General features: G+C 51.9%; 19 protein-coding genes and 1 pseudogene. 12 read left to right on the top strand and 8 right to left on the bottom strand.

The genetic code is table 11. The features are described from left to right. Positions 1-136: 136 nt before the first annotated feature. The 5 genes from V7775_RS10500 to V7775_RS10480 form a co-directional block, all read right to left on the bottom strand. Positions 137-883: an SDR family oxidoreductase gene (locus V7775_RS10500; protein WP_335751848.1), complete on the bottom strand. Its 747-nt coding sequence runs from the start codon at positions 881-883 to the stop codon at positions 137-139. Further along, the gene (locus tag V7775_RS10495; protein ID WP_335751847.1) at positions 880-2,349 is read right to left on the bottom strand and encodes a carnitine 3-dehydrogenase; all 1,470 of its coding nucleotides are present in this window, start codon (positions 2,347-2,349) and stop codon (positions 880-882) included. The genes V7775_RS10500 and V7775_RS10495 overlap by 4 nt, the downstream gene beginning before the upstream one ends. After that, on the bottom strand, positions 2,346-2,879 hold the full coding sequence (locus tag V7775_RS10490) for a lipocalin (RefSeq protein ID WP_335751846.1): 534 nt from the start codon (positions 2,877-2,879) through the stop codon (positions 2,346-2,348). The genes V7775_RS10495 and V7775_RS10490 overlap by 4 nt, the downstream gene beginning before the upstream one ends. After that, positions 2,876-3,787, bottom strand: coding sequence for a 3-keto-5-aminohexanoate cleavage protein (locus V7775_RS10485; protein ID WP_335751845.1), 912 nt, complete (start codon positions 3,785-3,787; stop codon positions 2,876-2,878). Before V7775_RS10485 ends, V7775_RS10490 begins: the two co-directional genes overlap by 4 nt. A gap of 108 nt (positions 3,788-3,895) precedes the next feature. Then, positions 3,896-4,939 carry an aldo/keto reductase gene (locus V7775_RS10480; RefSeq protein WP_335751844.1) on the bottom strand — a complete coding sequence of 348 codons (1,044 nt, stop codon included), beginning with the start codon at positions 4,937-4,939 and terminating at the stop codon, positions 3,896-3,898. Between the two features lie 152 nt (positions 4,940-5,091). Here V7775_RS10480 and V7775_RS10475 point away from each other — a divergent pair, with 152 nt between their 5' ends. Beyond that, positions 5,092-6,348, top strand: a complete 1,257-nt coding sequence (locus tag V7775_RS10475; RefSeq protein ID WP_335751843.1) for an MFS transporter — start codon at positions 5,092-5,094, stop codon at positions 6,346-6,348. Here the strand turns inward: V7775_RS10475 and V7775_RS10470 are convergent. After that, positions 6,319-6,492 (bottom strand): hypothetical protein, encoded by a 174-nt coding sequence (locus tag V7775_RS10470; RefSeq protein WP_335751842.1) that lies wholly within the window; start codon positions 6,490-6,492, stop codon positions 6,319-6,321. The two genes, V7775_RS10475 and V7775_RS10470, sit on opposite strands and share 30 nt — an antisense overlap. A 379-nt stretch (positions 6,493-6,871) precedes the next feature. Here V7775_RS10470 and V7775_RS10465 point away from each other — a divergent pair, with 379 nt between their 5' ends. Beyond that, the gene (locus tag V7775_RS10465; protein WP_335751841.1) at positions 6,872-7,573 is read left to right on the top strand and encodes a hypothetical protein; all 702 of its coding nucleotides are present in this window, start codon (positions 6,872-6,874) and stop codon (positions 7,571-7,573) included. A gap of 73 nt (positions 7,574-7,646) precedes the next feature. After that, complete coding sequence (gene metG, locus V7775_RS10460) at positions 7,647-9,359, top strand: methionine--tRNA ligase (RefSeq protein ID WP_335751840.1); 1,713 nt, start codon at positions 7,647-7,649, stop codon at positions 9,357-9,359. Between the two features lie 672 nt (positions 9,360-10,031). On the opposite strand, the gene V7775_RS24730 is transcribed toward metG, so the two are convergent. Beyond that, positions 10,032-10,424, bottom strand: coding sequence for a hypothetical protein (locus V7775_RS24730; protein ID WP_443070111.1), 393 nt, complete (start codon positions 10,422-10,424; stop codon positions 10,032-10,034). A gap of 403 nt (positions 10,425-10,827) precedes the next feature. Between V7775_RS24730 and V7775_RS10450 the strand changes: the two genes are divergently transcribed. The 8 genes and pseudogenes from V7775_RS10450 to V7775_RS10410 all read left to right on the top strand — a co-directional run bounded on the left by V7775_RS10450 (position 10,828) and on the right by V7775_RS10410 (position 18,796). Continuing rightward, on the top strand, positions 10,828-11,214 hold the full coding sequence (locus V7775_RS10450; protein ID WP_335751839.1) for a hypothetical protein: 387 nt from the start codon (positions 10,828-10,830) through the stop codon (positions 11,212-11,214). After that, the gene (locus V7775_RS10445; RefSeq protein ID WP_335751838.1) at positions 11,211-11,753 is read left to right on the top strand and encodes a hypothetical protein; all 543 of its coding nucleotides are present in this window, start codon (positions 11,211-11,213) and stop codon (positions 11,751-11,753) included. Before V7775_RS10450 ends, V7775_RS10445 begins: the two co-directional genes overlap by 4 nt. Beyond that, on the top strand, positions 11,747-12,637 hold the full coding sequence (sigJ, locus tag V7775_RS10440; protein WP_335751837.1) for an RNA polymerase sigma factor SigJ: 891 nt from the start codon (positions 11,747-11,749) through the stop codon (positions 12,635-12,637). Before V7775_RS10445 ends, sigJ begins: the two co-directional genes overlap by 7 nt. Before the next feature lie 1,899 nt (positions 12,638-14,536). After that, entirely contained in the window at positions 14,537-15,745 is a 1,209-nt protein-coding gene (locus V7775_RS10435) for a tyrosine-type recombinase/integrase (RefSeq protein WP_335751836.1), read from the top strand. Continuing rightward, positions 15,742-16,572: a hypothetical protein gene (locus V7775_RS10430; protein WP_335751835.1), complete on the top strand. Its 831-nt coding sequence runs from the start codon at positions 15,742-15,744 to the stop codon at positions 16,570-16,572. Before V7775_RS10435 ends, V7775_RS10430 begins: the two co-directional genes overlap by 4 nt. A gap of 28 nt (positions 16,573-16,600) precedes the next feature. Next, a pseudogene (locus V7775_RS10425) lies at positions 16,601-16,870 on the top strand (IS3 family transposase); the annotation flags it as partial. A gap of 619 nt (positions 16,871-17,489) precedes the next feature. Next, the gene (locus V7775_RS10415) at positions 17,490-18,410 is read left to right on the top strand and encodes a toprim domain-containing protein (protein ID WP_335751834.1); all 921 of its coding nucleotides are present in this window, start codon (positions 17,490-17,492) and stop codon (positions 18,408-18,410) included. Then, positions 18,407-18,796, top strand: coding sequence for a hypothetical protein (locus tag V7775_RS10410; RefSeq protein WP_335751833.1), 390 nt, complete (start codon positions 18,407-18,409; stop codon positions 18,794-18,796). The genes V7775_RS10415 and V7775_RS10410 overlap by 4 nt, the downstream gene beginning before the upstream one ends. A 706-nt stretch (positions 18,797-19,502) precedes the next feature. Here V7775_RS10410 and V7775_RS10405 read toward each other — a convergent pair. Continuing rightward, positions 19,503-20,657: a hypothetical protein gene (locus tag V7775_RS10405; protein ID WP_335751832.1), complete on the bottom strand. Its 1,155-nt coding sequence runs from the start codon at positions 20,655-20,657 to the stop codon at positions 19,503-19,505. Between the two features lie 156 nt (positions 20,658-20,813). On the opposite strand from V7775_RS10405, the gene V7775_RS10400 reads away from it, so the two are divergent. After that, on the top strand, positions 20,814-25,002 hold a 4,189-nt coding region (locus V7775_RS10400), incomplete at its 3' end, for a Calx-beta domain-containing protein (RefSeq protein WP_335751831.1).

The raw sequence follows: 25,002 nt of genomic DNA, 5'->3' as shown, positions 1-25,002 counted from the left end.
CCCCGCAAAAGCCCATTCTGAAAGCGACATGCCAGATTGGACACATCAGAAACCTGAGGGAGGCATGCCAGCCGTGATCAACCGGAACTTTCAAGTTCTTAGGTACGGGCCTACCGCAGCGATACGCCTGTCCGCATCACACTTTCGGGTCGGGATTTTCTGTATGACCATCCACAGCAATCACCTGCCCAGAAACCAATCGCGCAGCGTCTGAACCCAAGAAGACTGCCATGTTGGCGATATCGGAGGCTTCAACAAACCGCCGCATCGAGGTGCCAACCGCGTAACCGTCATAGACCTGATCACGGGTCATCCCCTTGGCCAATGCTTCGCGTTCCAGCACGCCTTCCATGCGCGCGCCCTCAACTGCACCCGGACAAATCGCGTTCGCGCGGATGCCATGCGGGCCCAGTTCCATTGCAAGGGTTTTCATCAGCCCGATGATCGCCCATTTCGCCGCCGCATAAGGCGCGCGGTTTGGATACCCGTAAATGCCCGCGGTCGAAGAGGTCAGAATGATAGCACCCTGCCCTGCGGCCTTCATCAGAGGTGCCGCATGTTTCGTGGCCAGAAATGCCCCCTCCAAATTAACGCTCACACAGGCGCGCCATTCGTCCAGTTCGATGTCTTCGATCTGTGCCGTGGGGCCCGCGATGCCTGCATTGGCACACACCACGTCAATTTGACCCATCTCAGCGATAATCTGCGCCATGCGCGCCTCGTCCACCGCATTTGCCTCGCGCGTGTGCCAAGTCTTTGGCAACGCTGCGAGGCCGGCCTGATCAACATCCGTCACCCAGACCTCATGGCCCACAGCCTCAAATGCTTCTGCCATGGCGCGTCCAATACCAGACGCGCCTGCAGTGATTAGGACTTTGCTCATCTTGGCGCGCCGATGGCCCGGCCAAGACCTTCGGGTGTTGGTAGGCCCGCGTGACCCTTTGCAAACCGAACCAACGCCGCCTCGATATGTTCGGAAGGTGGTGTGGGTTTACGTGTCTCAAGGCTGACGTGCAGCAAGAAGTGTTCACCGGTGGCAAGCAAGCGGTCGCCCTCATACATCTCATGCCAGAGGTGCATCTTTTTGCCCTCCCCCATCACCACACGGGTACGTATTGTCACCAACGCACCTGCGTGAACCTCATCAATGTGACGGATGTGGGATTCCGCAGTAAAGTAGCTGCCGCCTGATGAAATATACTCAGCGTCACAGCCAATGATCGTCATAAAGCGGTCAGTTGCATCGGCAAAGGCCTGCAAATAACGCGATTCCGTCATGTGGCCGTTATAGTCGGTCCAGTCCAGCGGGATCGTCCGGTGGGCTGTTTCAACCAACACATCCGCTGGCAGATCAGCAGCCACTGCGCCGTGTACCGTGCCAACACGCATTTCCCGTTCCTGGGCATTCAGCAGCGCACCAGCGCCCCAATCTTCCGCCTTTAGGCCCCGCATCATGGTCACGAGGTTGTTGTCCCGGATACGCTCAAGCTCTCGAATGGAATGCATGCCGGACTGTTCATCGGATTGACCCGCAATGAGGTCGACCAATTCTTCCGTAAAGTCAGGCACATCCATCAGCTTGGTCCAAGGTGATTTCAGACATGGACCGAACTGCGCCATAAAGTGCTTCATGCCCGCTTCACCGCCCGCAACGCGGTAGGTCTCAAACAGACCCATCTGCGCCCAACGGATACCAAAGCCATAGCGGATCGCATTGTCGATTTCTTCGGTAGTGGCGATGCCGTCTTTGACCAGCCACAGAGCTTCGCGCCAGACTGCCTCAAGAAAGCGATCCGCAACATGCGCGTCGATCTCTTTTTTCAGATGCAGCGGGAACATCCCCAGCGACGTGAGCAGCCCTTTGGCTTTCTCGATCAGCGTAGGTTCAACCTTAGTGGTGACCAATTCGATCAGTGGCAGCAGGTAAACAGGGTTAAACGGATGCGCGACCATGATCTGCTCTGGGCGCATGGCGCCGATCTGCAGTTCAGAGGGCTTAAAGCCGGACGTAGACGACCCGATCACAGCATCTAGCGCACAAGCGGCCTGCACTTCAGCAAAAGTTGCGTGTTTGATTTCAAGACGCTCTGGCACGCTTTCCTGAATCCAGTCCGCGCCAGTTACAGCCTCGGCGATGGTCGCATGATAGGTCAGCTTGCCCTCTGGCGGCAGTGCCACATCCGTCAATCCCGGAAGGGAGCGGCGGGCGTTGGCCATCACTTCGCTAATTTTACGTTCGGCCTGTGGATCAGGGTCAAAGACCTGTACGTCCCAACCGTTCAGAAGAAACCGTGCGGCCCAGCCGCCACCAATAACACCGCCGCCAATAATTGCTGCTATCTTGCTCATTTTACTGTCCTAAGAAGGCTCACGTTGTAGCCGTTGAAATCTAATATCTCTCGTGCGGCTTTGATCCGGTCCGCGCCACCAGTGGTGCTGCGGTCCACGATCCAGCCGAAATCGCCCTGCTTGTTGCCCAGAACTGCTGTGCGAAAACCTTCATCGACCCATAGCACCCAAAACTCTCGGGTTTGGCCGTTTGGCATTTTCACGCTGTAGCGGCCTTTACCGTTCTTGGTGGCAGGTAGGTCTTCGGCGTAATCGCCGCAAACGCCACCGCCGTCACATACAAAAACGCCCAGACGCATTGAGTGGCCTTTGGGTGTATCAATCATGCGAAACGCCATGCGCGAGATTGTGGGATCAAACCCTGCACGCACATACCAAAGGCCAGAAAATTTATCCGCGTCAAATCGCGAAGTTACGCCAATCAGCGCATTTTGGTCACGGTAGCTGGGGTCAACAGGCACGGGCGCAGGTGGCTGTGCCACACATGCGCCCAATGCCAATAGACTGGCCAGCAAAATGCTGCGTATCAACGCGGCATCCGCTTTTGCAGACCCAGCTTTTCACGCACGGCCTCAGGGCCGATCAACGTTGCGCCCATGCCTTCAATGATGCCACGCGCACGTGTCACCAGCTCATGGTTTTCGGCCAATACGCCTTTGTCAAGCCACAGGTTGTCCTCTAGTCCGACGCGCACGTTGCCGCCCGCAAGAACGGATGCCGCGACATAAGCCATCTGGTTGCGCCCAAGACCAAAGCCCGAGAACGTCCAATCATCCGGTACGTTATTGACCATCGCCATAAAGGTATTGAGATCATCCGGAGCGCCCCAACGCACGCCCATGCACAGTTGAACCAATGCGGGGCTGTCCAGAACGCCTTGTTTAACCAGTTCTTTGGCATACCAAAGATGACCTGTATCAAAGGCTTCGATTTCGGGCTTTACGCCCAGTTCAGTCATCATTTGACCCATGGTCGTCAACATGCCCGGCGTGTTGGTCATGACATAGTCGGCTTCGGCAAAGTTCATCGTGCCGCAATCTAGCGTGCAGATTTCCGGCAGGCATTCCTTGATATGGGCCATCCGCTCGGTCGCGCCGATCATGTCGGTGCCCGCCTCATTCAGGTTCATCGGGTTTTCAACACCGCCAAAGACGATATCGCCGCCCATACCGGCCGTAAGGTTCAGCACAACGTCAGTTTCACTGTCGCGCACCCGCTCAGTTAACTCACGGTACAACCCCAGATCACGGCTTGGCGCGCCTGTCTCTGGGTCGCGCACGTGGCAATGCACAACAGCCGCCCCTGCCTTTGCCGCCGCAATTGCACTATCGGCAATCTGCTCGGGGCTGCGTGGCACATGGTGGCTGCGGTCCTGTGTTGCCCCAGATCCGGTTACAGCGCAGGTGATAAACACCTCACGGTTCATTGCGAGTGGCATAGCGGTCTCCTATTATTTTGAAGGACACAAACACGGTCTATACCCAGCCTGACATCCAAAAGCGTCTTAGTCTTTTCCAAAAACGTCCAAATTTTTCTTCGGACGCCTTTAGTAGGGCATCGGATGGCTACGATGGGCTAGATCAATGTCCGCCATAACCTCTTCGCCAAGCTCCAGATCAGCACCCGCAAGGATCAGTTCGAGCTGCGCCATTGTTGTCGCGCCAAATATCACGCTGGCCATAAACGGGCGGTCCCGCGCAAATGCCATCGCCATCTGAACAGGATCAAGCCCGTGCTTCTGCGCGACTTCCAAATATGCTGCAACGGCCTCAAATGTACGCGGATTTTTACGGCCACCCAATTCGGGGCTCAGCGTCATGCGTGAACCATCCGGCATCGCATCATCCTGATATTTACCTGTCAGCAGGCCACAGGCCAAAGGTGAAAACGACAGCATCCCGATGTCTTCGTTGTGACATGCCTCGGCAACATCCGTATCCGCCAATCTGCACATGAGGGAATATTCGTTTTGCACGGTCGCTACACGCGGGCCACTGCTCCGCTCTGCTGCGTTAGCCCATTGCGTCAAACCCCATGCGCTTTCATTGCTCATGCCAAAGGCGCGGATACGTCCACGGTCTACTTCGATCTGCAATGCCCCCAAGCAGTCTTCCATATCTTGCATCGTCGTCGCGCGGTTCTGGCTGCTGGGGTCATAGGCCCAGTTTTTGCGAAACATATAGCTGCCGCGATTTGGCCAATGAAACTGGTAGAGATCAATATAATCGGTCTTGAGACGCGCAAGCGAGCCATCGATCGCCTCTGGTATGGATGCCGCCGTGATGTCGCGGCCCTCGCGCACATAAGCGATCCCGTTGCCCGAGTGTTTGGTCGCAAGCACCATGCGTTCACGTGCACCGCCAGCTGCAAACCAATCGCCAATCACCTCTTCGGTGCGCCCCTGCGTTTCTGCGCTCAGCGGATTGACCGGATACATTTCAGCAGTGTCGACAAAGTTGATCCCAGCAGCCAGCGCCGCATCGATCTGGTCGTGGCCCTCGGCAGTGATATTTTGTGTCCCCCAAGTCATGGAACCCAAACAGAACTTTGATACTTCGATGCCCGTGCGGCCCAGTTTAGTCATTTGCATTGTTCGGTCCCCTACCTAGTTTCGCGCAGACACTAATCACCGCATCACCAGTCGCAACCTGTTTTCGATGCCCAATGCGAATTTAGACACAAAGCGACACGCTTTGTCGGATTTCTCTATGTTTTTTATCTCAACAGGATCATTCAGAAGACATGCGGATGATGATTTCTTTTGCGGCGCTGTTTTTTTCAGTTGTCCTATTGCAGCTTTCTTCTGGTGGGGTTGGCCCACTTGATGTTCTTTCGGGCACAGCCCTTGGGTTTACACGCCAAGAAATCGGCATGCTCGGCTCTGCGCATTTTTTTGGCTTTTTCATTGGGTGTTGGTTTGCCCCTCGATTGCTGGGCAGCGTGGGACACAGCCGCGCCTTTGCCGCATTTACCGCTGCGGGCAGTATTGGGTTACTTGCTCATATGATGGTAATAGATCCCTATGCTTGGGCGCTAATGCGGGTCGCATCAGGATTGTGCGTTGCCGGATGTTATACGGTGGTTGAAGCATGGTTGCAGGCAAAAGTTACCAATGAAACGCGCGGCCGTGCCATGGGCACCTACCGCATGGTGGACATGTCTGGCAGTCTAGCCGCGCAAGGCATGATCGGTATTTTGGCTCCTGCCGATTACATTTCATATAATATTCTAGCGATCCTGTGCTGCGCGGCGTTGCTGCCCATCACCTTGACCAAGGTTGCCCAGCCTGAAACGCCCAAATCCCCACGCCTGCGCCCCGGATTGGCCTACGGCCGTTCACCCCTAGCCGTGGCGGGCGTCATTGTCGCCGCCCTCTCAAGCGCCTCTTTCAGAATGGTTGGCCCAATTTACGGTCAGGAAATGGGCCTAAGCGCAGGCCAGATCGCATGGTTCCTTGCTGCCTTTGTCATCGGAGGGGCCTTGGCACAATTTCCGGTTGGCTGGATCGCTGATAAATATGACCGCCGCAAAGTCCTGATCTGGCTATCGGTCGCTGCGATTTGTAGCTGCGGTGTTACAGTAACGACCGCCAGTTGGGGGCTTACAGGTATTTTGCTATCTGCGGGTTTATTTGGACTGACAACCTTTCCGATCTACTCTGTCGCGGCGGCACACGCCCATGATTTCGCCAGTTCAGATGAGCGCGTCGAATTATCCGCGGCGCTGATGTTCTGGTTTGCGATGGGGGCAATTGCAGCCCCCTACGGCGCGTCGATTTTGATAGATAACTACGGCCCAAAAGCCTTGTTTATCATGCTTGCAGCTGGTCATTTAGGGCTAATCATCTTCAGCATCGCACGGATGCGTGCAGGCCGCATTGCAACCCACCGCACCCGCTTTGTAAACGCGCTCCGCACCAGCTTTGTCGTGGGTCGACTCACGGGGCGCAGCCGCGAACCCAAGAATGGATCATCTGTCCAATCCCAACAAGAAAACTAACGCTCCCAACGACAGAGCGACAATCTTTGCCAACAACACATGCAACGCTTCTGCGTCAGGGTTGCCGAACGCCATCGAATAAATCAGCGCGGCCAGCGCCATGATGCAAATAACAACTAGAAAAGCTCGTTTCCAACATTTCATCACATTCTCCTCCAAAAGAATTGCTCATGCAGCTTGAGCCCCTCTATCTTCGGATAGGTGTTTGATATTGTACGATCATCTTGTCACATAGTTAGTACCCGTTGTCGTAATATCAATTGATATCAAATAGAGACAAACCATACGACATCGAATGATATTACTTGCCATCCCAAGCCTTCTTATGACAACTTGGTGAACAGGCCTGATTAGATTCGTTACAGAATTTTAAAATATTGGTTTGGTTTGATATGGTGCGACACGCCATGGGATATTGCGCAATGCAATTATACGGCTTGGCACCGCATGATCTGCATCACTATTTACCGCTGGGACGCGGTATATTTAGATAGGCACTGCGCTTGTTGGGGAGGGCATGACGATGACACATGCCAATACAGAGCTCAAAAAAACTCTGATTCTCATTCGTGAAATCAATAACCTACTCAACAAAAATCGACTGCCTCTAAAACGCCTTGCTGGGCGCGTTGCTCCGGATCTGTCGCCAGAGCTTGAGGAGGAAGCTACCGAACTAAAGCAACAGCTGCAACAATATCTTCACATCATCGGCGGAAATACCGCTCAGAATAGTGCGCATTTGCCACAGGCAACGGGTGTTTCCAGTACGAACGCAACAACCGCAAACAGCATTGCCCTTCCGAGCATCCAGACACCTACTGATCAAGAACAAAGGCCATCAGATACCATAAATGGCTATAGAAAAATCCTAATGCCCGATGCAGCAAAACCACCCATCAGGTCCCGCAACAAAGGCTTCGATCTGCTCCTTATCGCCGCTTCCCACGCGCGGGAACGGTTTGGTTTCCCCATCAGCCATCACGTCCTCTTTGAGTTGGCAAAAGACTACGACCCTCAGGTAACTCGCCCTACGATGGTGTCCAAAGTGAACCGCTACAAAAACGACAAAGAATGGCTTAACTGGGAGACGTCCGAAGACATCCAGATTACTCAAAAGGGCAGAGCAGCATACAAAACCTTGTATCTACTTGCCGATCGCGACGGTGATTTACCCCGTGTAAAACAGACATTCCGCGAAAAGTGGAACATAGATCTACCCTCGTGACTAAGTTCTAGCCACTGGTGTGGGCGCGCTGCTTGCGCTATCCCCCCTCCTAACGCAGAAACAAGGCCGTTCCATGACCCGTCACCTCATCACCTCCGCCATTCCCTATATCAACGGGATCAAACACCTTGGAAATTTGGTGGGCAGTCAGCTGCCCGCAGATTTATACGCACGTTATTTGCGCCAGCGCGGCAACGAGGTTCTGTTCCTCTGCGCCACCGACGAACATGGCACACCCGCCGAATTGGCCGCAGCCAAAGCGGGCAAACCCGTTGAAGAATATTGCGCAGAAATGTACGCTGTGCAGGCAGAGATCGCCAAAGGCTTTGGCCTTTCGTTTGATCACTTCGGACGCTCGTCCTCGGATCAAAACGAACGCCTTACCCAGCATTTCGCGGGCGCCTTGGCCGATGAGGGCCTCATAGAGGAAGTCGAGCAAAGCCAAATCTATTCCGAAACCGATGGCCGCTTCTTGCCCGACCGCTACGTTGAGGGCACCTGCCCCAACTGTGGCTTTGAAGACGCGCGCGGCGATCAATGTGATAACTGCACCAAGCAGCTAGATCCCGAAGACCTGATCAACCCACGCTCAACCGTGTCAGGCGCGACCGATCTGGAAATGCGGGCAACAAAGCACCTGTTTTTAAAGCAATCCAACCTCAAGGACCGCCTTGATGAATGGATCAATTCAAAAGCCGACTGGCCTGTGTTGACCACATCAATCGCAAAGAAGTGGCTGCACGACGGTGATGGCCTCCGAGACCGCGGTATCACCCGTGATCTGAAGTGGGGTGTGCCTGTGAAACGCGGCGATACTGAATGGCCCGGCATGGAAGGCAAGGTTTTCTACGTCTGGTTTGATGCCCCCATCGAATACATCGCCTGTGCGCAGGAATGGGTGGATGCAGGCAAAGGCACCGATTGGGAGCGTTGGTGGCGCACCGACAAAGGTGCCGATGACGTCCAGTACACCCAGTTCATGGGCAAGGATAACGTCCCATTCCACACGCTCAGCTTCCCCGCGACAATCATGGGCTCAAACGAGCCATGGAAACTGGTCGATTACATCAAATCGTTCAACTACCTCAACTATGACGGAGGCCAGTTCAGCACCTCACGCGGACGCGGCGTGTTTATGGATCAGGCGTTGGAAATCCTACCCGCCGATTACTGGCGCTGGTGGTTGCTGTCCCATGCGCCAGAAACATCCGATTCTGAATTTACGTGGGAGAATTTCCAGACCGATACAAACAAGGACCTCGCGGATGTATTGGGTAACTTTGTCAGCCGCATCACAAAATTCTGCCGCGCCAAATTTGGCGAAGCTGTGCCCGAGGCTGGAGAATATGGTGAGGCCGAGAACGCATTGATCGCCGACCTGACAGAACGTGTGGCCCGCTACGCCGAGCAGATGGACAAGATGGAAGTCCGCAAATCGGCGGCTGAGTTGCGCGCAATTTGGGCCGCAGGTAACGAATACCTACAAGCACAAGCACCTTGGACCACGTTCAAAACAGACCCTGACAAAGCCGCAGCACAGGTGCGCCTCGCGCTTAACCTGATCCCGCTTTATGCGTCCCTTGCCGCGCCTTTCATCCCCGATGCAGCAGCGAAGATGCTGGCAGGCATGAGGGTTGAGGATGCGGGTTGGCCAGATGATGTGCCTGCCGCCGTTGCACAGCTACCTGCTGGTCACGTGTTTGAGGTCCCCGAAGTGCTATTCGCAAAAATCACCGACGATCAGCGCGAAGACTGGGCGGAACGTTTCGCAGGCAAGCGGGACTAACAACCTTTTTAGTCTCCCAGAACGAATAATTGGGCGGCAAGACGAAGTAATGTCTAGCCGCCCAATTATTGAATCTTCATTCCATCATAAGAAAGGCCGGATGCCGATCACTAAGAGAACGGTACCGTAGGCTCCAAGCCAAACCTGCCCAAACAGTGCAACCCGCACCCAACGGGACTGTACCCCGGAAATAATGAGGCTTGCGAAAACATATGCCGCTGGGCACCCGAAAAGGACAAACCCTTTTAACGCAAAGAGAGTATCTGGTTTGGGGCTATGACCTGAAACAATTCCCTACAAAGCAACAACCACAGGGAAAAGAAACGTAACGGGCAAATAATCGATGACATAGTATGGTAAAAGAACTGCCAACACGACCGCACTCACGACACGTCCTAAATTGGGTCGCAACACAGAACGTAATCTATGTCGGTTCTGCCTGAACAAGGTCACTTGACTGCCAAGCGCTATGGCGAGCAAAAAGGTCGAAATCGCAACAAGCGTAGGCGAAAAAGAACGCCCAATATGTCCAAGCTGCAAGTCGAGGAACAATGGACTGGCTGGGAACTCGAAGGCACAAACGAAACCAAGCAAAACCACAAAAATTATAATCCCGAGATTTATGGATTCGCGAAAACCAAATCTACTAGCACTCACGTTCGATCCTGCACCTTATGCGTCATAAACAGATGACCTCAAACCCAGTGCTTTCAATTGGTCCTCATCCGAAGAGCAAATGATTTCCGACATGTATTTCTGAACCGCAGCCAATCCTGCACCCAAAAAATACTCTATTTGGTCAAAGCATCCAGCCGTTATCGCAGCACTGGATCTACTGTTATCGTCAGACATAGCCGAAATCTCTGCATCCAAAACTTCGTCGGCCATGCAGATGGGATGGATGGCTCCTGCACCCACTGGCGTCGTAATGCGCCATGCTGCAGTTGTCAGAAACCCTGAGCGGTGTGACCCATGGTTCGCAGATATCATGGCGCGAAAACAGGGAAAAGTCGCAGCCGTTGCCTTGGCCAACAAAACGGCTCGCATGGTTTGGACTGTGCTCACCAAAAACCAACTTTATCGCATCAGAGCAATCTGAGCCAAACCGAAACACAGAGATAGCAAGACCAATGAAGTGATCGAAATTTTGTCGACCCTAAAACCAAGACACACCGTGCTTTGTCCTAAACACATGTTGTTCGATACGCAAAATGGGGCTTGGTTTGTGGAAAACATGCACGAGAGGGAGGGCTAGTCGCCAAGTGATCCGCGCAAACAGGCCGGACACAAGACCGCATCTGACAAACATAAATCACATCAGAAATGTTTTGCTAAGCAGGAGCCGTCCACACAGGACAAAGCTGACCTTGCCGGCTAATGCGGCAATGTCTGCTCCTTTTTTGAAAGCTGTCACAAACTCTGAGTTTGAATCGTCATATATCTAGGACCCAAAAAATTCGGAGTGATGATGCAAAGAACAATATTGATTACAGTTGGCATGCTTTCCATTGGAACAGCCGGCTATATGTGGAGCGCTACCCAGCATTGGTATGAAAATGTCCCAGGGGTTTCAGCAACCGGACCGCTAAACCTTCATTTTGCAAAGGATGTGGCCCTTGCCTATCTGGCAAGCGGTGCAGCCTTGATTTGGGCTGGTGCCAAATATGACAAGACAGCTGGAATATGTGGCGCTTCCTGGCTTGTCCTTCATGCACTATTTCATATTTGGATTTGGCTGCATCGTGGTCTTCCCATAGATATCATATCCTTAACGAACCTTGTTGGCATCCAATTGCCAGCTCTTATCGGACTATTCGTGGCACTCAACTTTCAAAAACCAAGGACAAAATCATGATCCGGTCTCTTCTAAAAATGGGAACAAAGCGCTTCGCAAAGCGATACGATTACGACACCAGCTATATGACTCATGTCATTGATACATCATCTGCGGCTGGGATACGGTTGGCCATGCTTCCAATCTACAGTCAGTTTCGGGGGCCAAAAGAGGGCGTCAATGTCTGGGCGGGTGCATTGCTTGGGTCAACGCAGGAAGGGGATTGTGGGCCATGCGTGCAGCTAGTTGTCGATATGGCCCTTGAGGCGCAAGTTCCCTCAGATCAGCTTGCTCTTTGCCTGCAAGGGCATGCCGATGCCGCAGGTGATGTGGGTCTTGGTTACAGGTTTGCTCAAGCTGCCATTACAAACGCCCTTGATTTAGACCAATTGCGAGATGAAATCGAAAGGCGTTTTGGTGCATCCACCGTCGCAGCAACAAGCTTTGCCGCGTCTAGTGGTCGAATATATCCGGTGTTGAAACGCGGGTTGGGCTTTGGTCAAACCTGTAGCATTGTCCGCGTCAAAAAAGAAGAAATACAGGTAGTGGATCAATGTTGAATATAATCTCCGATGTGTTTGCGGCAGAGCGCACAAAGCTGTTTTCATTGTGCTACCGTATGCTTGGTGAACGTGCGGGAGCCGAGGACGCAGTCCAGGATACTTGGTTGAAGTGGGCCGCGGCTGACACGGCCCACATTGACAATCCGCAGGCTTGGCTCCGTCGCGTTGCTACAAATGTGGCGATTGACACGCTGCGATCTGCGCACCGTCACCGCGAGGTATATGTCGGCCCATGGCTTCCTGAGCCTCTTATTCAATCTGACGCCGAAATGACGCCCCCTCATTTTGAGCTTGCTCAGGAATGCGAGTTGGCGTTGCTTTGGGCAATGGAGCGCCTGACGGAAAAAGAGCGCGCAGCGTTTATCCTCAGAGAGGCGTTCGACGCCAGTTATCCAGAAATCGCTGCCACCCTCGGCACAACCGAAGCGGCTTGCCGCCAGCTTGTTAGCCGCTCACAAAAGAAACTGCAGACCTCTGGCCCGCGGTTTGACGCCACACCCGAAGAGGTCGCCGAATTAAGTCAGCGTTTCTTTTCCGCGATCATGGCGCAGAATTTTGACGAAGCGCTTGCATTGTTTACACCCGACTCCATTGCGATCACTGACGGTGGTGCGAAGAAACGCGCGGCGCGGCGTCCGTTGATCGGCGGCGACGAAATTGTTCAAGTACTTCGAGCGCAATATGAAAAAGCCCAAAGCGAACAAGGCTGGAGCACACGGGTATCAATGGTGAATGGGAAACCAGCGTTCCTGCGCTACCATTACGGGCTCTTGGACTCTGTTACCACGCTAGCACCGTGCCGAAACGGAAAGATTGCGTGGCTCTACATTATGCGAAACCCAGACAAGCTTGGTGCGGCCATCCATTCGATGGATCACTAAAGCAGTCATCGGTTCATCGAGCAACACCTGACAGTTTTGGTTCATTGCCGACTTTCGCTGCACTCGCGAATACTCAGCTTCCTGATGCCTCCTCATTCTGGCTATATGTTCTTGGAATTAAGCCTATGTTCCAATTCCGAAAGGATGTAACCCCGTTGGCGATCTGCAAAATCCGCAAGTGTATCGTGAAAGTCAAAAGTATGAGCCTTCCAACGCCCCACACCTCGCGTCCAGCTCCGAAACATAAATCCTAAATAACTAGGTTCTTCGCAGAAATCATTGACGTTCCCAGCGCTACACAAAAGACCATGCAAGGTTGTTGTGCCACTTCGCGGGGCACCCCGACCAGAACTAGACGCTTCACAATTACCGCCCCCTATTTGCTATGAAGTGCTTCCATGTGTGCCCCGACCCCAGCATTGAGCACATACTCTCAGCATCGCGCTCACTGTCGAGAAGAGCCACAAACTCTCCGAATGCGTAAACTATCCAAACTTCGTCGTCGTCTCGGTTGTGCGCTGCCATCTCTTCGCCCCCTTCACACTATTCTGCTTCTTTACACCGCACCACGGGCAATAAGATATAGCTGGCATCTCAATACCAAAATGAAACCCGTCATGATACCAACCAATCAGCGGCCAAAGAGTTCGCTATCAGTTTCAGGCTCTTGCGCCCTGGCAAAGTCCGCGCAGCATTTTCAGAGCAGAAATCACCGCTGCAATTTCAAAACCATGTAAACGTGTAAATTTGTCGCCAGCCGGATGCCGTGCGTTGAAACGTGCAGTCCTGATTTAGGGCGAAGTCTTCCATTCAATAATAGAACCATCAAAACGCAAAATGCCCACCCCTGAACTGACAGAGGCGGGCGTTTGCCTTGGAGTAAAAACTAGCAAACCGCGCGAAGTAGACTTTTATCAATTGTCCACCTTGAATGCCCAAATGTAGGAACCCAAAGCAATCACAGCGGCACCTAACGCACCGATAGCCACCGCATCCGGTCTTTGTCTTGAGCTTCTAGCGCATCAATCTTTGCCTTTAGATTTTCCTCACTATCGCGCAATGCTCGAACATCGGCGACAAGAGCACCGAACGCCACAGAGTCTGCGCAATGACGGTGGCAACATCTGGGTTAAGTGCCAAATTCTTGTTTTCATGAAATAGCAGCGCACGCGCCCGAAATTGATACTTGGGAAGAAGTCTTCCAAATCAAGATTGAAGACCCAACGTCGCCCTTAGTGAACGTCCGCATTGGAATAAATTGACCTAGGCGCAGCGAACTTCTGTTTTCCACCCTTTAAGCTATGGGACAGAACGGCAACTTCGTTGGTAATTATCAAAGCCAGTTCGATTTAATTTCTCGACCAAAGCAGGCGCCCATCAACGGGATTTTATTGACCTTCATGTTAACACACACCACCAAAACAAACAGTTCAACCACCAAACTGGCATGTGCGAAGAAATAGCCATGAGCTCTAACTTGATGCACAGGCGAAGCGTATATGTCCTACGGCATAGACAAGAGCCCGAGTTCACGCGTCTCGGCTACACGCTACGCCGTTAGTTCCTTTCGCTGAAAACCGCCCCAAAGGCACACAATATCATTGCAACGTGTTACAATGATATTTGCCCGCGAGATTTTAGAAATCGTTTTCTGCTCGATCCGCACTACCAACCAAAGGGTGGATTCACTTTTGAACACCATCATCAACCACTTGAATTTAAATTAATAATACGCAAACAGTGGTGCGGGCGGGGAGCACCAAAGTGCTGTTCACTCCTGTCCTGACTTGCACCTTAAAATCTGCTTATCTTATATTTATCTAACACTTAGTGCCCCAATGTGTTCACTACTGTCTCAACCTATGCAAATGGCATAGGGGGGACCGATAAGGGGACTGCATGACGCGGGGATTAAATAAGCTAGCTGCAATAGCGATAAAATCTGCTCCAGCCGGAAAGTACGGTGACGGTGGCAGTCTATGGCTTGTCAAATCCGACGAAAACAATGGAAAGTGGGTGCTTCGTGTTCATGTACACGGGCGACGTCGTGAGATGGGGCTTGGCCCCTACCCCCGTGTGGTCCTGAAGGAAGCCCGTACCCTTGCCGAAAAATGGCGCAGGGTCGCCGCAGAGGGCAAAGATCCAATTAAGCAGCGCGAAGCAGATCGTCGCGCCTCTCAACGCAATCTACATGTCTTGCGTGATGTGGCATCCGATGCCTTCGAGAGCCACAAGGCAAGCCTCAAAGGGGATGGCAAAGCTGGCCGGTGGATGTCACCATTGGAATTGCATGTACTGCCCAAACTGGGAGAGATGCCCATCTCCGAAATTGATCAGATCGACATACGCAATACTCTTCGCCCGATTTGGAAGACCAAACCCGACACAGCAGTAAAGGCTCTGGGCCGCCTCCACTTATGTTTCCGACACGCAGCCGCGCTGGGACTATCAGTGGACCTGCAAGCCGCCGAAAAGGCAAAGCTGCTGCTAGGTCAACAAGACAAAAAAGTAAAAAACATCCCCGCTCTTTCATGGAAAGAAACTCCGGCCTTTTACCGGACACTTGATGAGGGCACGATCACACAACTGGCATTGCGGCTGTTAATCCTAACCGCTGTCAGATCATCCCCGTTGCGCTTTGCTCGCATCGAACAATTCGACTTGGAAAAGGCGATCTGGACGATACCCGCAGATATGATGAAAGGCAGACGCGGCGGGACGGAGGACTTCCTCGTCCCCCTTTCTGTTGCAGCGTTGGGGGTGATCACGCAAGCCTCACCTTTTGCGCGCGACGGCTTCTTGTTCCCAAGCATGCGTAAAGGTGTATTATCAGACGCGACGATGGGTGCATACATGTCACGAGCGAAAATGGAGGCACGGCCACATGGCTTCCGCTCATCCTTTCGAACTTGGGTAGAGGAGCAGACGGATACCCCACGAGTTGTTGCCGAAGAATGCTTAGCTCACTCTGTTGCAAGTAAAGTAGAGCGGGCTTACCGCCGCACTGACCTAATCGATAAGCGCCGCATTTTAATGGAACGTTGGAGCATATTTGTTTCGGGCTGTGAGACCAATAATGTTGTCAACTTGCCTACGAGCCAATCATGAACCCCGATGATTTCGTACCTGCTGCTCAAATCAGAGGCTGGATACGGTCTTTGTGCGAACAAAACCGAGAAGAGCTGGTCCTGGTAAGTCAGAAAAACCGGATTGCTATGGCACAACAAATGCCAAATCTCTCTGTAGAATTGCTTGACCTGTCTGAGACAGATGATGACCGCAGGAGAGCGGAGCGGTTTTATATCAGGGCCTTTTGGCGATTTGCCTGTGACGCCATAGGTGCTCGGGGCGTCAAGACTGCTTTGCTAGTAAAATGGAGAGAAACTATAGTTGAAACGCCCGATTGGATTTTTGATCACAGCAAGCGGCAAGGCGACGACCCAGCGAACTACGCGCCACGTCGATACTTTCAGCACATCGACCCGGAAGAAATGAAGGTAATTACTCCGACTGACCTTATCGATCCAAGCGCAAACGGAAGAGGTATCACCGAAAGCTACTTTAACGCAGTGCAGAGATATAATGATAAAAAGAGACTTGCAGGTGCCCAATGGTTATGGCCCAAAAGTTCCCTTCCAACTATTGAGGCCCTTGCCTCGTATGTTCACCTACCAACTGACTTTGCGCTTAAAAGGCCTATTCCGGGGCTTCTATGGAGCTCCGACACTGATCAAATTGAGCACCAAAAGCCGACAGAGATGAGCTATGACGTAAAGGCATTTTGCGAATTACATGGTTATATTAACAAACCAGAAGGCCTTCCCTTCAAGGTTTTAAGCGCGAATTTTGTGACGTCATTTGCCAAATACAAAACAAAGAGCGACGATGCACTTCGCCAAGCATTTTATCGCTACTGGAAGACAAAAGCCGACTAGCATTCCGAACCGCACTGCATCCACTACCTTCAAGGTGTCAATCAGCGGCAAAGGAAATTGCTATGATAATACGGCCGTTGAGACGTTCTTCAAAACGATCAAAGCAGAGCTGATCTGCCGGCATCCTTGGGAGACATGGCGCAAGGCAGCGATCGCCATCTTCGAATACATCAATGGGTTCTATAACCCACGCCGACACTCAGCACCGGGTTGGAAAAGCCCGGTCGATTTCGATCGGAAGGTGGCTTACACAGGCACTTGGGGCGGCACGATAGCGCAATCGGCGATCGGCGGCTAAGGCCTGTTCAGGCCACGTAAAATGAAAATGCTAATTATTGCAATCCGCCACAACTAGATCAAATTTGTGACAACACAAAGATATTAACAATTTGATTTTTCTTAATTAAAATCAAGAACCAGCCAAGCACCTTCAAGTGTCACATAGAGTGTCACAATAGAGAACTTGATCTGCCACTCTCCGAACGGCCATGTTTAGGTCAGAACATAACTGAACACGGAGAGACAAATTGAACTACGTCAACATGCGGCAATTAAGAGCCAAATTAGGAAATCGTGGACGCACTACGATCTACGGTGATGTTAAGGCTAAGCGTTTGCCAAAACCAGTGAAGATCGGATCGAAACTGTACTGGAATGAGAGCGAGGTAGATGCTGCGATTAAAGCGCTGTGAAGCATCCAGGATAGATTCAGTGCCTATTCTAAATTTATCTATTCCAACCTAACCACTGCGAACGCCCTCGAAAGCCTGAAAACTTAGAATTTTTAACGACCGCCAAAGTCGTTTCACTGCACCCCACTTAAACTGGACCACTTTCCGGCTGATCAACTAAGCACCCCAATCGCAGCAACTTCCCAACTTGTATTGCACCTAACACGTGCTTTTCTGAAAACGGCCTTGGCCGAGCAGGAGACTATTGCCCATGACTACTCCCAAAAAAACCGGCCGCAAATTGGTCCCAAAATATTAACACAACACCTTAATGGACGATGGCACGGAGCCTACGGCGTCGCCCCTTGCCCAGTCTGCCAAGTTGAGCGCCTTGATAATCAGGATGCTTTGACAATCAGCGATGGCATTCAAAAGCTTTTGCTTCACTGCAAGAAAGGCGGCTGTGGCTTTCGTTCAATTATGACCGCGGCAGGCATTGTCGGCAGTGTTGGCGACTACAGTCCCGCCGTGGCACAGGAAAACCATTCAGCACAGATTGAAAAAGCCGCAAAAACAAGAGCACGCTCTAGAGCTCTTTGGAAATCAAGCAAGACGATCATCAACTCGCAAGGAGAAGCCTACCTCAGATCGCGCGGCATAGGTTGCCACTTACCCACTTCATTGCGTTGGATAGAAAACGCGTACCACACACCCAGCCGAGGCATCTGCTCTGCGATGATCGGGAACGTTGTTCCGACAGGAGGCGTTCACCGCACATTCTTCACTAAGAGAGGCCAACGCCTGACGGGCTCCGCTAAGATGATGTTAGGGCCATGTAGAGGTGGTGCAGTGCGCTTGTCAGCATCCAGTGGTCCCCTTGTCGTGTGTGAGGGCATTGAAACCGGCTTGAGCTTGCTGAGCGGAATATTAGATGGCCCACATGAGGTCTGGGCTGCATTGTCCACTAGCGGAATGAAGTCATTGGTACTGCCAAAGCATGCTGGACGCTTGATTATTGCAACCGACAGCGACGACAGCGGTTCAGGAGCGCACTCTGGCAAAATACTAGCAAATCGCGCGAAGGCAGCAGGTTGGTCTGTATCCCTTATGCCGGCTCCAATCGGCCAGGATTGGAACGACGCGCTCAGAGCTGGATTTAAGAAATGACACGCCCGCAAGGAAAACGAGGCTCGAAATCGAAGTTCATTATGATTGACCATAGCGTTTTCAACCATCCAGCCTACAGATCACTAAAGGTCGGCCCACGATCTCTATTTTTTGAATTGATTGCTAGGTTCAAAGGTTACAACAATGGCAAAATATACCTATCCTCGCGCCAAGCAGCCGAGCGCCTGAATTGCACAAAAGATACCGCTCTCGCTTACTTTAAGGTGCTTGAAAACAGAGGGTTTATTGTAGCGGTTAAACAGCATGCCTTGGGTGTGGAAGGTAAAGGGCGGGCGACAGAATGGCGTTTAACACACCTGCCTTGTGATGGCTCTAAACCCACCTTCGATTTTACGAAAAAATCAGAACCCCAGCAAGAAAATTAGGACAGCCTGTCCTAAAAATCGTGCCAAAGAAAGGTGTTGTGCTAGTGCAAACAGACCCAGACTGTCCTAACAATCCTGACAAATGAATGGATAAGCCTGTCCTAAATTTCTGGCCAATATATATATCTAGCCATAGGCTTCACATTAATGATTATCTTACCAACGGGAACCAGAGTCACCTACTAGAGATAAAAATCTTCGATTAGCATTTAATAAACGCTTCTGAGATGCCCCCACAGCACGTTGCACCTAATTTTTAATAGATAACCTAGCTATCGCGCACCAGCGCCTTTGGCGCTTTCACGACAGTCCTGAAGCATTGTGATCCCGCCAGAAGTAGGCCCTTAGCCTTGCCACTTTTTTACGGTAATTGGCAGAACAGTCACCGCATCTTCATCCATTTTGAAGACAAGTTACAAATTGCAACTTTAACAGCCTCTTTAAGGCAGCTCACCTCGTTCGCTGTGCTGTTACTATGCGTAACACTCCTCGAAGCACGTTTGTAAATGATAAGAAATGATAAGGTTTGCAGCGGTAAAATTTCTGCAGACAGCTTTTCAAAGCTTACACCCCAACCCCATCTCATGAACCTCTTCGGTAAATCTATTGCTCAGTACTGCCCAGCGCCCAGTTCCCCGTTGCCCCTTGTAACATCTAAAACTACTCTGTTGAAAAACAGCAGGATAGCCAATGTTCGAAAACGCCTTCAGCAGCATCGACCGTGCTGAGCCGCATTAAATCTATCACCTGAGATCGTTAGAAACCGACACTGGTTATCATCGCTAACCGACAGGCCCGTACCGTCTTCGGGTGTTTGCATGATCCGAAGTGTTGCGCCAGTTATCGTCCAGCCCGTTGAATGAATTGGAGATTGCGCGCCAAACTGGCGTTCAAGGAATTGGTAGATGGTTTCATCATCCCCGAGATGCTCAAAACGCGCAAAGCCGCCACCTACAGAATAAAATTCAAGAGACGAAACTTGGACCTTTGCAATGCCGTCCGCCGGTTCCGTTGGAAAGCTGGGATTTGAAAGCAGTGCGTTTAGCAACACGTCCCGTCGCGGAGCCTCGACAGGTGGTGCAGACTGAGGGGCAAAGTGCTTGGCAAAGGATGAGGCGTATTGATCGCGTATTTTCTTGCCACCATTGGCGCAGATTTCCACAATCCGTTCTTTTGCATTGCAGGCGATTCCGACTTCCAAAACACGTTGAAACACTTGCCGTTCCAACCCTTCAGATGGCCCAAAGGTCAGTTCACTTTCGGCACGCGCTTCGACATATATTGTTGCTTGCAAGACTTCTGTTTCTTCGCCCGTAATAGGGTGCACGCGAATTGAGGTGTACCAGTCCGCTTCGCGTTTGCGGTGTTCTGGCAGGTTCAAAAGGGCAATGGCATCGGTTACAAAACCTGCGCGGGCAATGTCATCGCCCAGCGCCCAAGGTTCGCCGTCATCCTCGAATTGAAAGGCGGACCAATTCTTGCCCCCCGTACGCTGCATCAAAGAGGCCTGTGCAGCAACGCGTTCCAGTGTTTTGGGGTGGTCTATTGCCAGCATCAATAGGACGTCCTGAATGCCTTGCAATCCCTCCAGATCAATGCGCTGGGCGGTGCAAACTTGTTCCGCTGCGGTCATGGTTTGGGGCGTGGCCAAGCTGGCGAGGTGATCCAGTTCCGCTTTTACGCGATCTTGGGTACCCTCCGGCAGTTCGGCAATGAGGCCGTTTATGTCATTCACAAGCTTCGTTCCGCGCCCCTCGCTTTGCCAATTAAAGTCATCGGGGGCATGAACCCCTTTTGCATTTAGGAATACCGCCAAGCGTGCGTCGGGGGATTTGCGGATGAAGCCGCTGAATGAAGCCATGAATTGTGCCTTATATTGCCAATACGGAATACGTGGTGCTTGTACGTTAGGATTGCAAGATGAACACTTAATTCAAGTCACGAGAAGCACTAGGGACTTTCCATATTGCAGGCGATAGCCAAGTGTGGTGCAAACTTTACTGATTCGAGGATTTCAATGGCTATTCCTAGTATTTCGTTCAAATCATTTGGTAACTTTAAACCCGGTGAGAAATCCTCACTCTTGAGCTTGGTAAATTTGTCTGATCCGGACGGGGGTGCGGATATTGACGCCATCTGGTTCCGAGACGAGAGCAGCGGTGGCGGTTATATTGAGGTGGCGGGTAGGGTTATTCCATCTGGGTATACCGCAGGATTCCACAGAGATGCGAACGTCACAGTAGGGTCTCAAGAAATCAAGTTCACCCTTCGTGATTTAGCGGACGCCTACTTTGTTTCAGGTCCAGTTGGCTCATCTGATAGGCTTGTCGCGAACGCTTCTGACGGCACAAGTTCTGCTGGTGCGGTATCTGCTACGCTTCAGGTTGGTGGATTTGCCTCGAACCCGCCACGGATCAGCATCGCGGATGCGACGGCAACGGAAGGCGGGACGCTTGCGTACCGTGTGACCTTGGACCGCGCGGCGGACAAGGATTTTACGCTGAGCTATTATACCACGACTGGCAGCGCGAGTTCTGCGGCGGGCGATTATCTAGGCACGACCGGCAGTTCGATCACCATCCGCGAGGGCGCGACCAGCGCAGTCATCAATGTCAGAACCACGGATGACAGCGCTGTTGAGGGTACCGAGACGACTGGTTTGAAGCTGAGCGGGACGTCATACGGCACGATCATTGATAGCACGGCGAGTGGCACGATCTATGACAACGATACTGCCTCGAACCCGCCACGGATCAGCATCGCGGATGCGACGGCAACGGAAGGCGGGACGCTTGCGTACCGTGTGACCTTGGACCGCGCGGCGGACAAGGATTTTACGCTGAGCTATTATACCACGACTGGCAGCGCGAGTTCTGCGGCGGGCGATTATCTAGGCACGACCGGCAGTTCGATCACCATCCGCGAGGGCGCGACCAGCGCAGTCATCAATGTCAGAACCACGGATGACAGCGCTGTTGAGGGTACCGAGACGACTGGTTTGAAGCTGAGCGGGACGTCATACGGCACGATCATTGATAGCACGGCGAGTGGCACGATCTATGACAACGATACTGCCTCGAACCCGCCACGGATCAGCATCGCGGATGCGACGGCAACGGAAGGCGGGACGCTTCGCTTCAAGATCACATTGGACAAGGTTGCAAGTGAAGATATAAGTATTTTATATCAGACGCTTGTGGGGTCGGCGAGCCAGGCGGGGGGCGACTATTTCGGCACCGCTGGGTCGACTCTGGTAATTCCCAAAGGAAGCAATTCGGCAGAAGTCCGAATACAGACACGTGAAGATGGTGTGGCTGATGCTACCGACACAATGAGTTTGAAAATTGTGAGTGTATCTGGTGCTCAGATAGCGGACGGAACGGGAAAAGGTTTTATCTTTGATAATGGAAAAAATATCCCAACTGTAGCCGACAGTGCTGATATTGTTATCCCCTATCCATTTGATACCGACGTTCATTCAGTATGGATTACCCAATATCCAAATGGCACTTATTCGCATAACGGTGATTTTGCCTCTGGATGGGACTTTGGTCTGCGACGTTATAGTGAAGTGCTAGCAGTAGCGGATGGGGTTGTTATTGATATGAGAGAGTCCGTTCCTCATGATACTGCTGGAAGCAGTAATATGGGAAACTTCATTACAATCCAATTCAATGCTGGCAAAGCAAATGAATTTTATGCGACCTATCTGCACTTGGAAAAAGATTCAATTCCAGTTGCAATTGGTGCTATGGTAACCAAAGGTGACGTCGTCGGCGAAATTGGCTTGACGGGCCTAACCACCGGATACCATTTGCATTTCCAAACATCCAAAGTGCTTCAGACATATGGATCAGGTAGCGCCGAAAACACTATTAAATTTGCCAAGGGTACGTCGGAATACGCTGACCTTATTGAATTTAATGCCACACAGAAAATTTATAATTTGCCTCAACCAAAGATAACGGTCTCAGATGCACAGGCAGCCGAAGGCGACGATCTTGTGTTCCAAGTAACACTGGATCAGGAGACGGACCGAGACATTCAGATTGAGTATCGTACATGGGGGGCCTCTGCTACTCATGCCCGGGGTGACTATGATGGAACAACCTCGGCAACGGCGACAATCGTAAAGGGTACGAAAACAGGTGAAATTCGTATTGCGACAAGTTTAGACGCAGAAAACGAAGTCACTGAATTTATGAAGCTGCAGGTACTTGGAGTGAACTATGGAGAATTGGTTCGATCAGCAGCCGAAGGAGAAATTCAAAATACGCTAGTTAGTCAAAAACTACCAAACCTTTCCGTCAGAGATGCATCAGCAGTTGAAGGTGAGGTGCTGCAATTTGAACTAAGGCTAGACCAACCTACAAGCTCGGATGTCGAAGTTAGCTATCAGCTGGCAAACGGTGCCTCTTCCGCGGTTCAGGCCCAATATCATCAGGGCTCCACAGTAATTAAAGCGGGTTCGAGTAACGGTACTATCGACATTCCCACTTTCTTTAATTCTGTAAGCATTGCGGATGAGCAGGTGAGGCTGTCTGTCAAAAGTGCGAATGGGGCGGAGTTTGATCCCAATCGCGTTGTGAATGGTACTGTAAGGGACTCTTCTGATCAGAAGGCTCTGCTTATTGCGCAGGTATTGGAAGCGCAGTCTCGGTTGGAAGAAGAAGGTAAACGGGCACTAGGCATTTTGGAAGACACTTTCTCCGTCGCTGACGGGCGGCGCTTCAATTTTGGCCTTGATGACAGCTATGCTTCACCTTCGGATGGGACTGTCAAGCTGACAGAGAAAAAAGTGAAACTCGCCGGAAACCTATCTGTATTGAACTTTGAGGCTAAGGACATAAAGGAAATTCAAAAAAAGCTTTGGTTCCTGAATGCTGCGATAGAGTCTCTGGATGTTATTAATGCCAAGTCATCCGATGAAGCTGCCGATGAATTTCAAGACTTGGTGACCGGTACAGTTGCCGGTTATGGTGTCACTGCGACTGCGGGTGTTGCTGTCGCAGTTGGGGCAGGGTTAATCCTTGGAACGGCTGCTCTCCCACTTATTGCGGTGGGTATCGTTATCGGAGGCGTGGCGAGCTATTTTTATGCTGACGCGGTTCAAGGAGAGCTAGACAAAGTTTGGGACAATCATTTCGATACAAAAATTAAGCAGGGATTCAGTGCTGCTGCCGAGGTCAAAAATGGCGTGTTCGAATGGACCGCTGATAAATTCCAAGCGGCGCAACAGAAGGTCTTTGACCTTTTTCCCAACCTCAAAATGAGTTCATTGGACGGCGCTGCAAGTGATGATTCAAACGTTCTCGCTGGTGTTCAGAGTTCCGAAAAAATAAGTGCTTTGGGCGGAGATGATTGGATTATCCATTCCGATGGAAATGATAGCGTCGATGGAGGTTTAGGCGCTGATACGATAGACTACTCTGGCGCGGATGGCCGATTGATCGCTGATTTAAGTTCAACTACCGGTTCTGCAATGCTTGTCATAAACACGAGGGAAGCGGTCGGAGGGGGTGAGCCGTCTGGTGTAATTGCTGATGTAGAGCGTGTTGCCTTTACGGACGAGCTTGTTTCCATTGAGAATGTGATAGCAACAAGATGGAATGATGTTATCCGAGGTGATGAAAACGACAATGTCATCCGCGCGGAAGCCGGAAACGATTTCTCGGCAGGCGGTCGCGGTGATGATGAACTCTACGGCGGTGCGGGGGATGACGTGCTTCTAGGCGGCGCGGGCGCTGATTTACTCAACGGCGGCAGCGGCGTGGACCGCGCGCAATACAGCGATGCGCTTTCTGGTGTGGTTGCGGACCTACAAGTCAGCCGGTTCAATCAGGGGGATGCGGCGGGCGATGCCTATCAGCTGATCGAGAACCTCTATGGCACAAGCTTCGCAGATGATCTGCGCGGTGACGGCAGCAACAACACCCTCTGGGGGGCTGCGGGCGGCGACGTTCTGTATGGCCGCGCGGGCAAGGATGTGCTGTCGGGTATGGGCGACAACGACATACTTTATGGTCAGGGCCATGATGACGATTTGCGCGGTGGTGCGGGCGATGACGTACTGCTGGGCGGCGCGGGTGCTGACTCTCTCAACGGTGGCAGCGGCGTCGACCGCGCGCAATACAGCGATGCGCTTGCCAGGGTGGTTGCGGACCTACAAGTCAGCCGGTTCAATCAGGGGGATGCGGCGGGCGATG

This window comes from Sulfitobacter sp. (assembly GCF_036960155.1).
In the GTDB taxonomy this organism is placed as follows: domain Bacteria; phylum Pseudomonadota; class Alphaproteobacteria; order Rhodobacterales; family Rhodobacteraceae; genus Sulfitobacter.
This window is presented reverse-complemented; position numbering and strand designations above follow the sequence as displayed.

Excerpts from the sequence above, each read along its gene's own strand:
- V7775_RS10475 (WP_335751843.1), top strand. The coding sequence starts at position 5,092 with ATGCGGATGATGATTTCTTTTGCGGCGCTGTTTTTTTCAGTTGTCCTA.
- V7775_RS10430 (WP_335751835.1), top strand. The coding sequence starts at position 15,742 with ATGAACCCCGATGATTTCGTACCTGCTGCTCAAATCAGAGGCTGGATA.
- V7775_RS10485 (WP_335751845.1), bottom strand. The coding sequence starts at position 3,787 with ATGCCACTCGCAATGAACCGTGAGGTGTTTATCACCTGCGCTGTAACC.
- V7775_RS10480 (WP_335751844.1), bottom strand. The coding sequence starts at position 4,939 with ATGCAAATGACTAAACTGGGCCGCACGGGCATCGAAGTATCAAAGTTC.
- V7775_RS10465 (WP_335751841.1), top strand. The coding sequence starts at position 6,872 with ATGACACATGCCAATACAGAGCTCAAAAAAACTCTGATTCTCATTCGT.
- V7775_RS10470 (WP_335751842.1), bottom strand. The coding sequence starts at position 6,492 with ATGAAATGTTGGAAACGAGCTTTTCTAGTTGTTATTTGCATCATGGCG.
- V7775_RS10410 (WP_335751833.1), top strand. The coding sequence starts at position 18,407 with ATGACACGCCCGCAAGGAAAACGAGGCTCGAAATCGAAGTTCATTATG.
- sigJ (WP_335751837.1), top strand. The coding sequence starts at position 11,747 with ATGTTGAATATAATCTCCGATGTGTTTGCGGCAGAGCGCACAAAGCTG.
- V7775_RS10500 (WP_335751848.1), bottom strand. The coding sequence starts at position 883 with ATGAGCAAAGTCCTAATCACTGCAGGCGCGTCTGGTATTGGACGCGCC.
- metG (WP_335751840.1), top strand. The coding sequence starts at position 7,647 with ATGACCCGTCACCTCATCACCTCCGCCATTCCCTATATCAACGGGATC.
- V7775_RS10450 (WP_335751839.1), top strand. The coding sequence starts at position 10,828 with ATGCAAAGAACAATATTGATTACAGTTGGCATGCTTTCCATTGGAACA.
- V7775_RS10435 (WP_335751836.1), top strand. The coding sequence starts at position 14,537 with ATGACGCGGGGATTAAATAAGCTAGCTGCAATAGCGATAAAATCTGCT.
- V7775_RS10495 (WP_335751847.1), bottom strand. The coding sequence starts at position 2,349 with ATGAGCAAGATAGCAGCAATTATTGGCGGCGGTGTTATTGGTGGCGGC.
- V7775_RS10445 (WP_335751838.1), top strand. The coding sequence starts at position 11,211 with ATGATCCGGTCTCTTCTAAAAATGGGAACAAAGCGCTTCGCAAAGCGA.
- V7775_RS10405 (WP_335751832.1), bottom strand. The coding sequence starts at position 20,657 with ATGGCTTCATTCAGCGGCTTCATCCGCAAATCCCCCGACGCACGCTTG.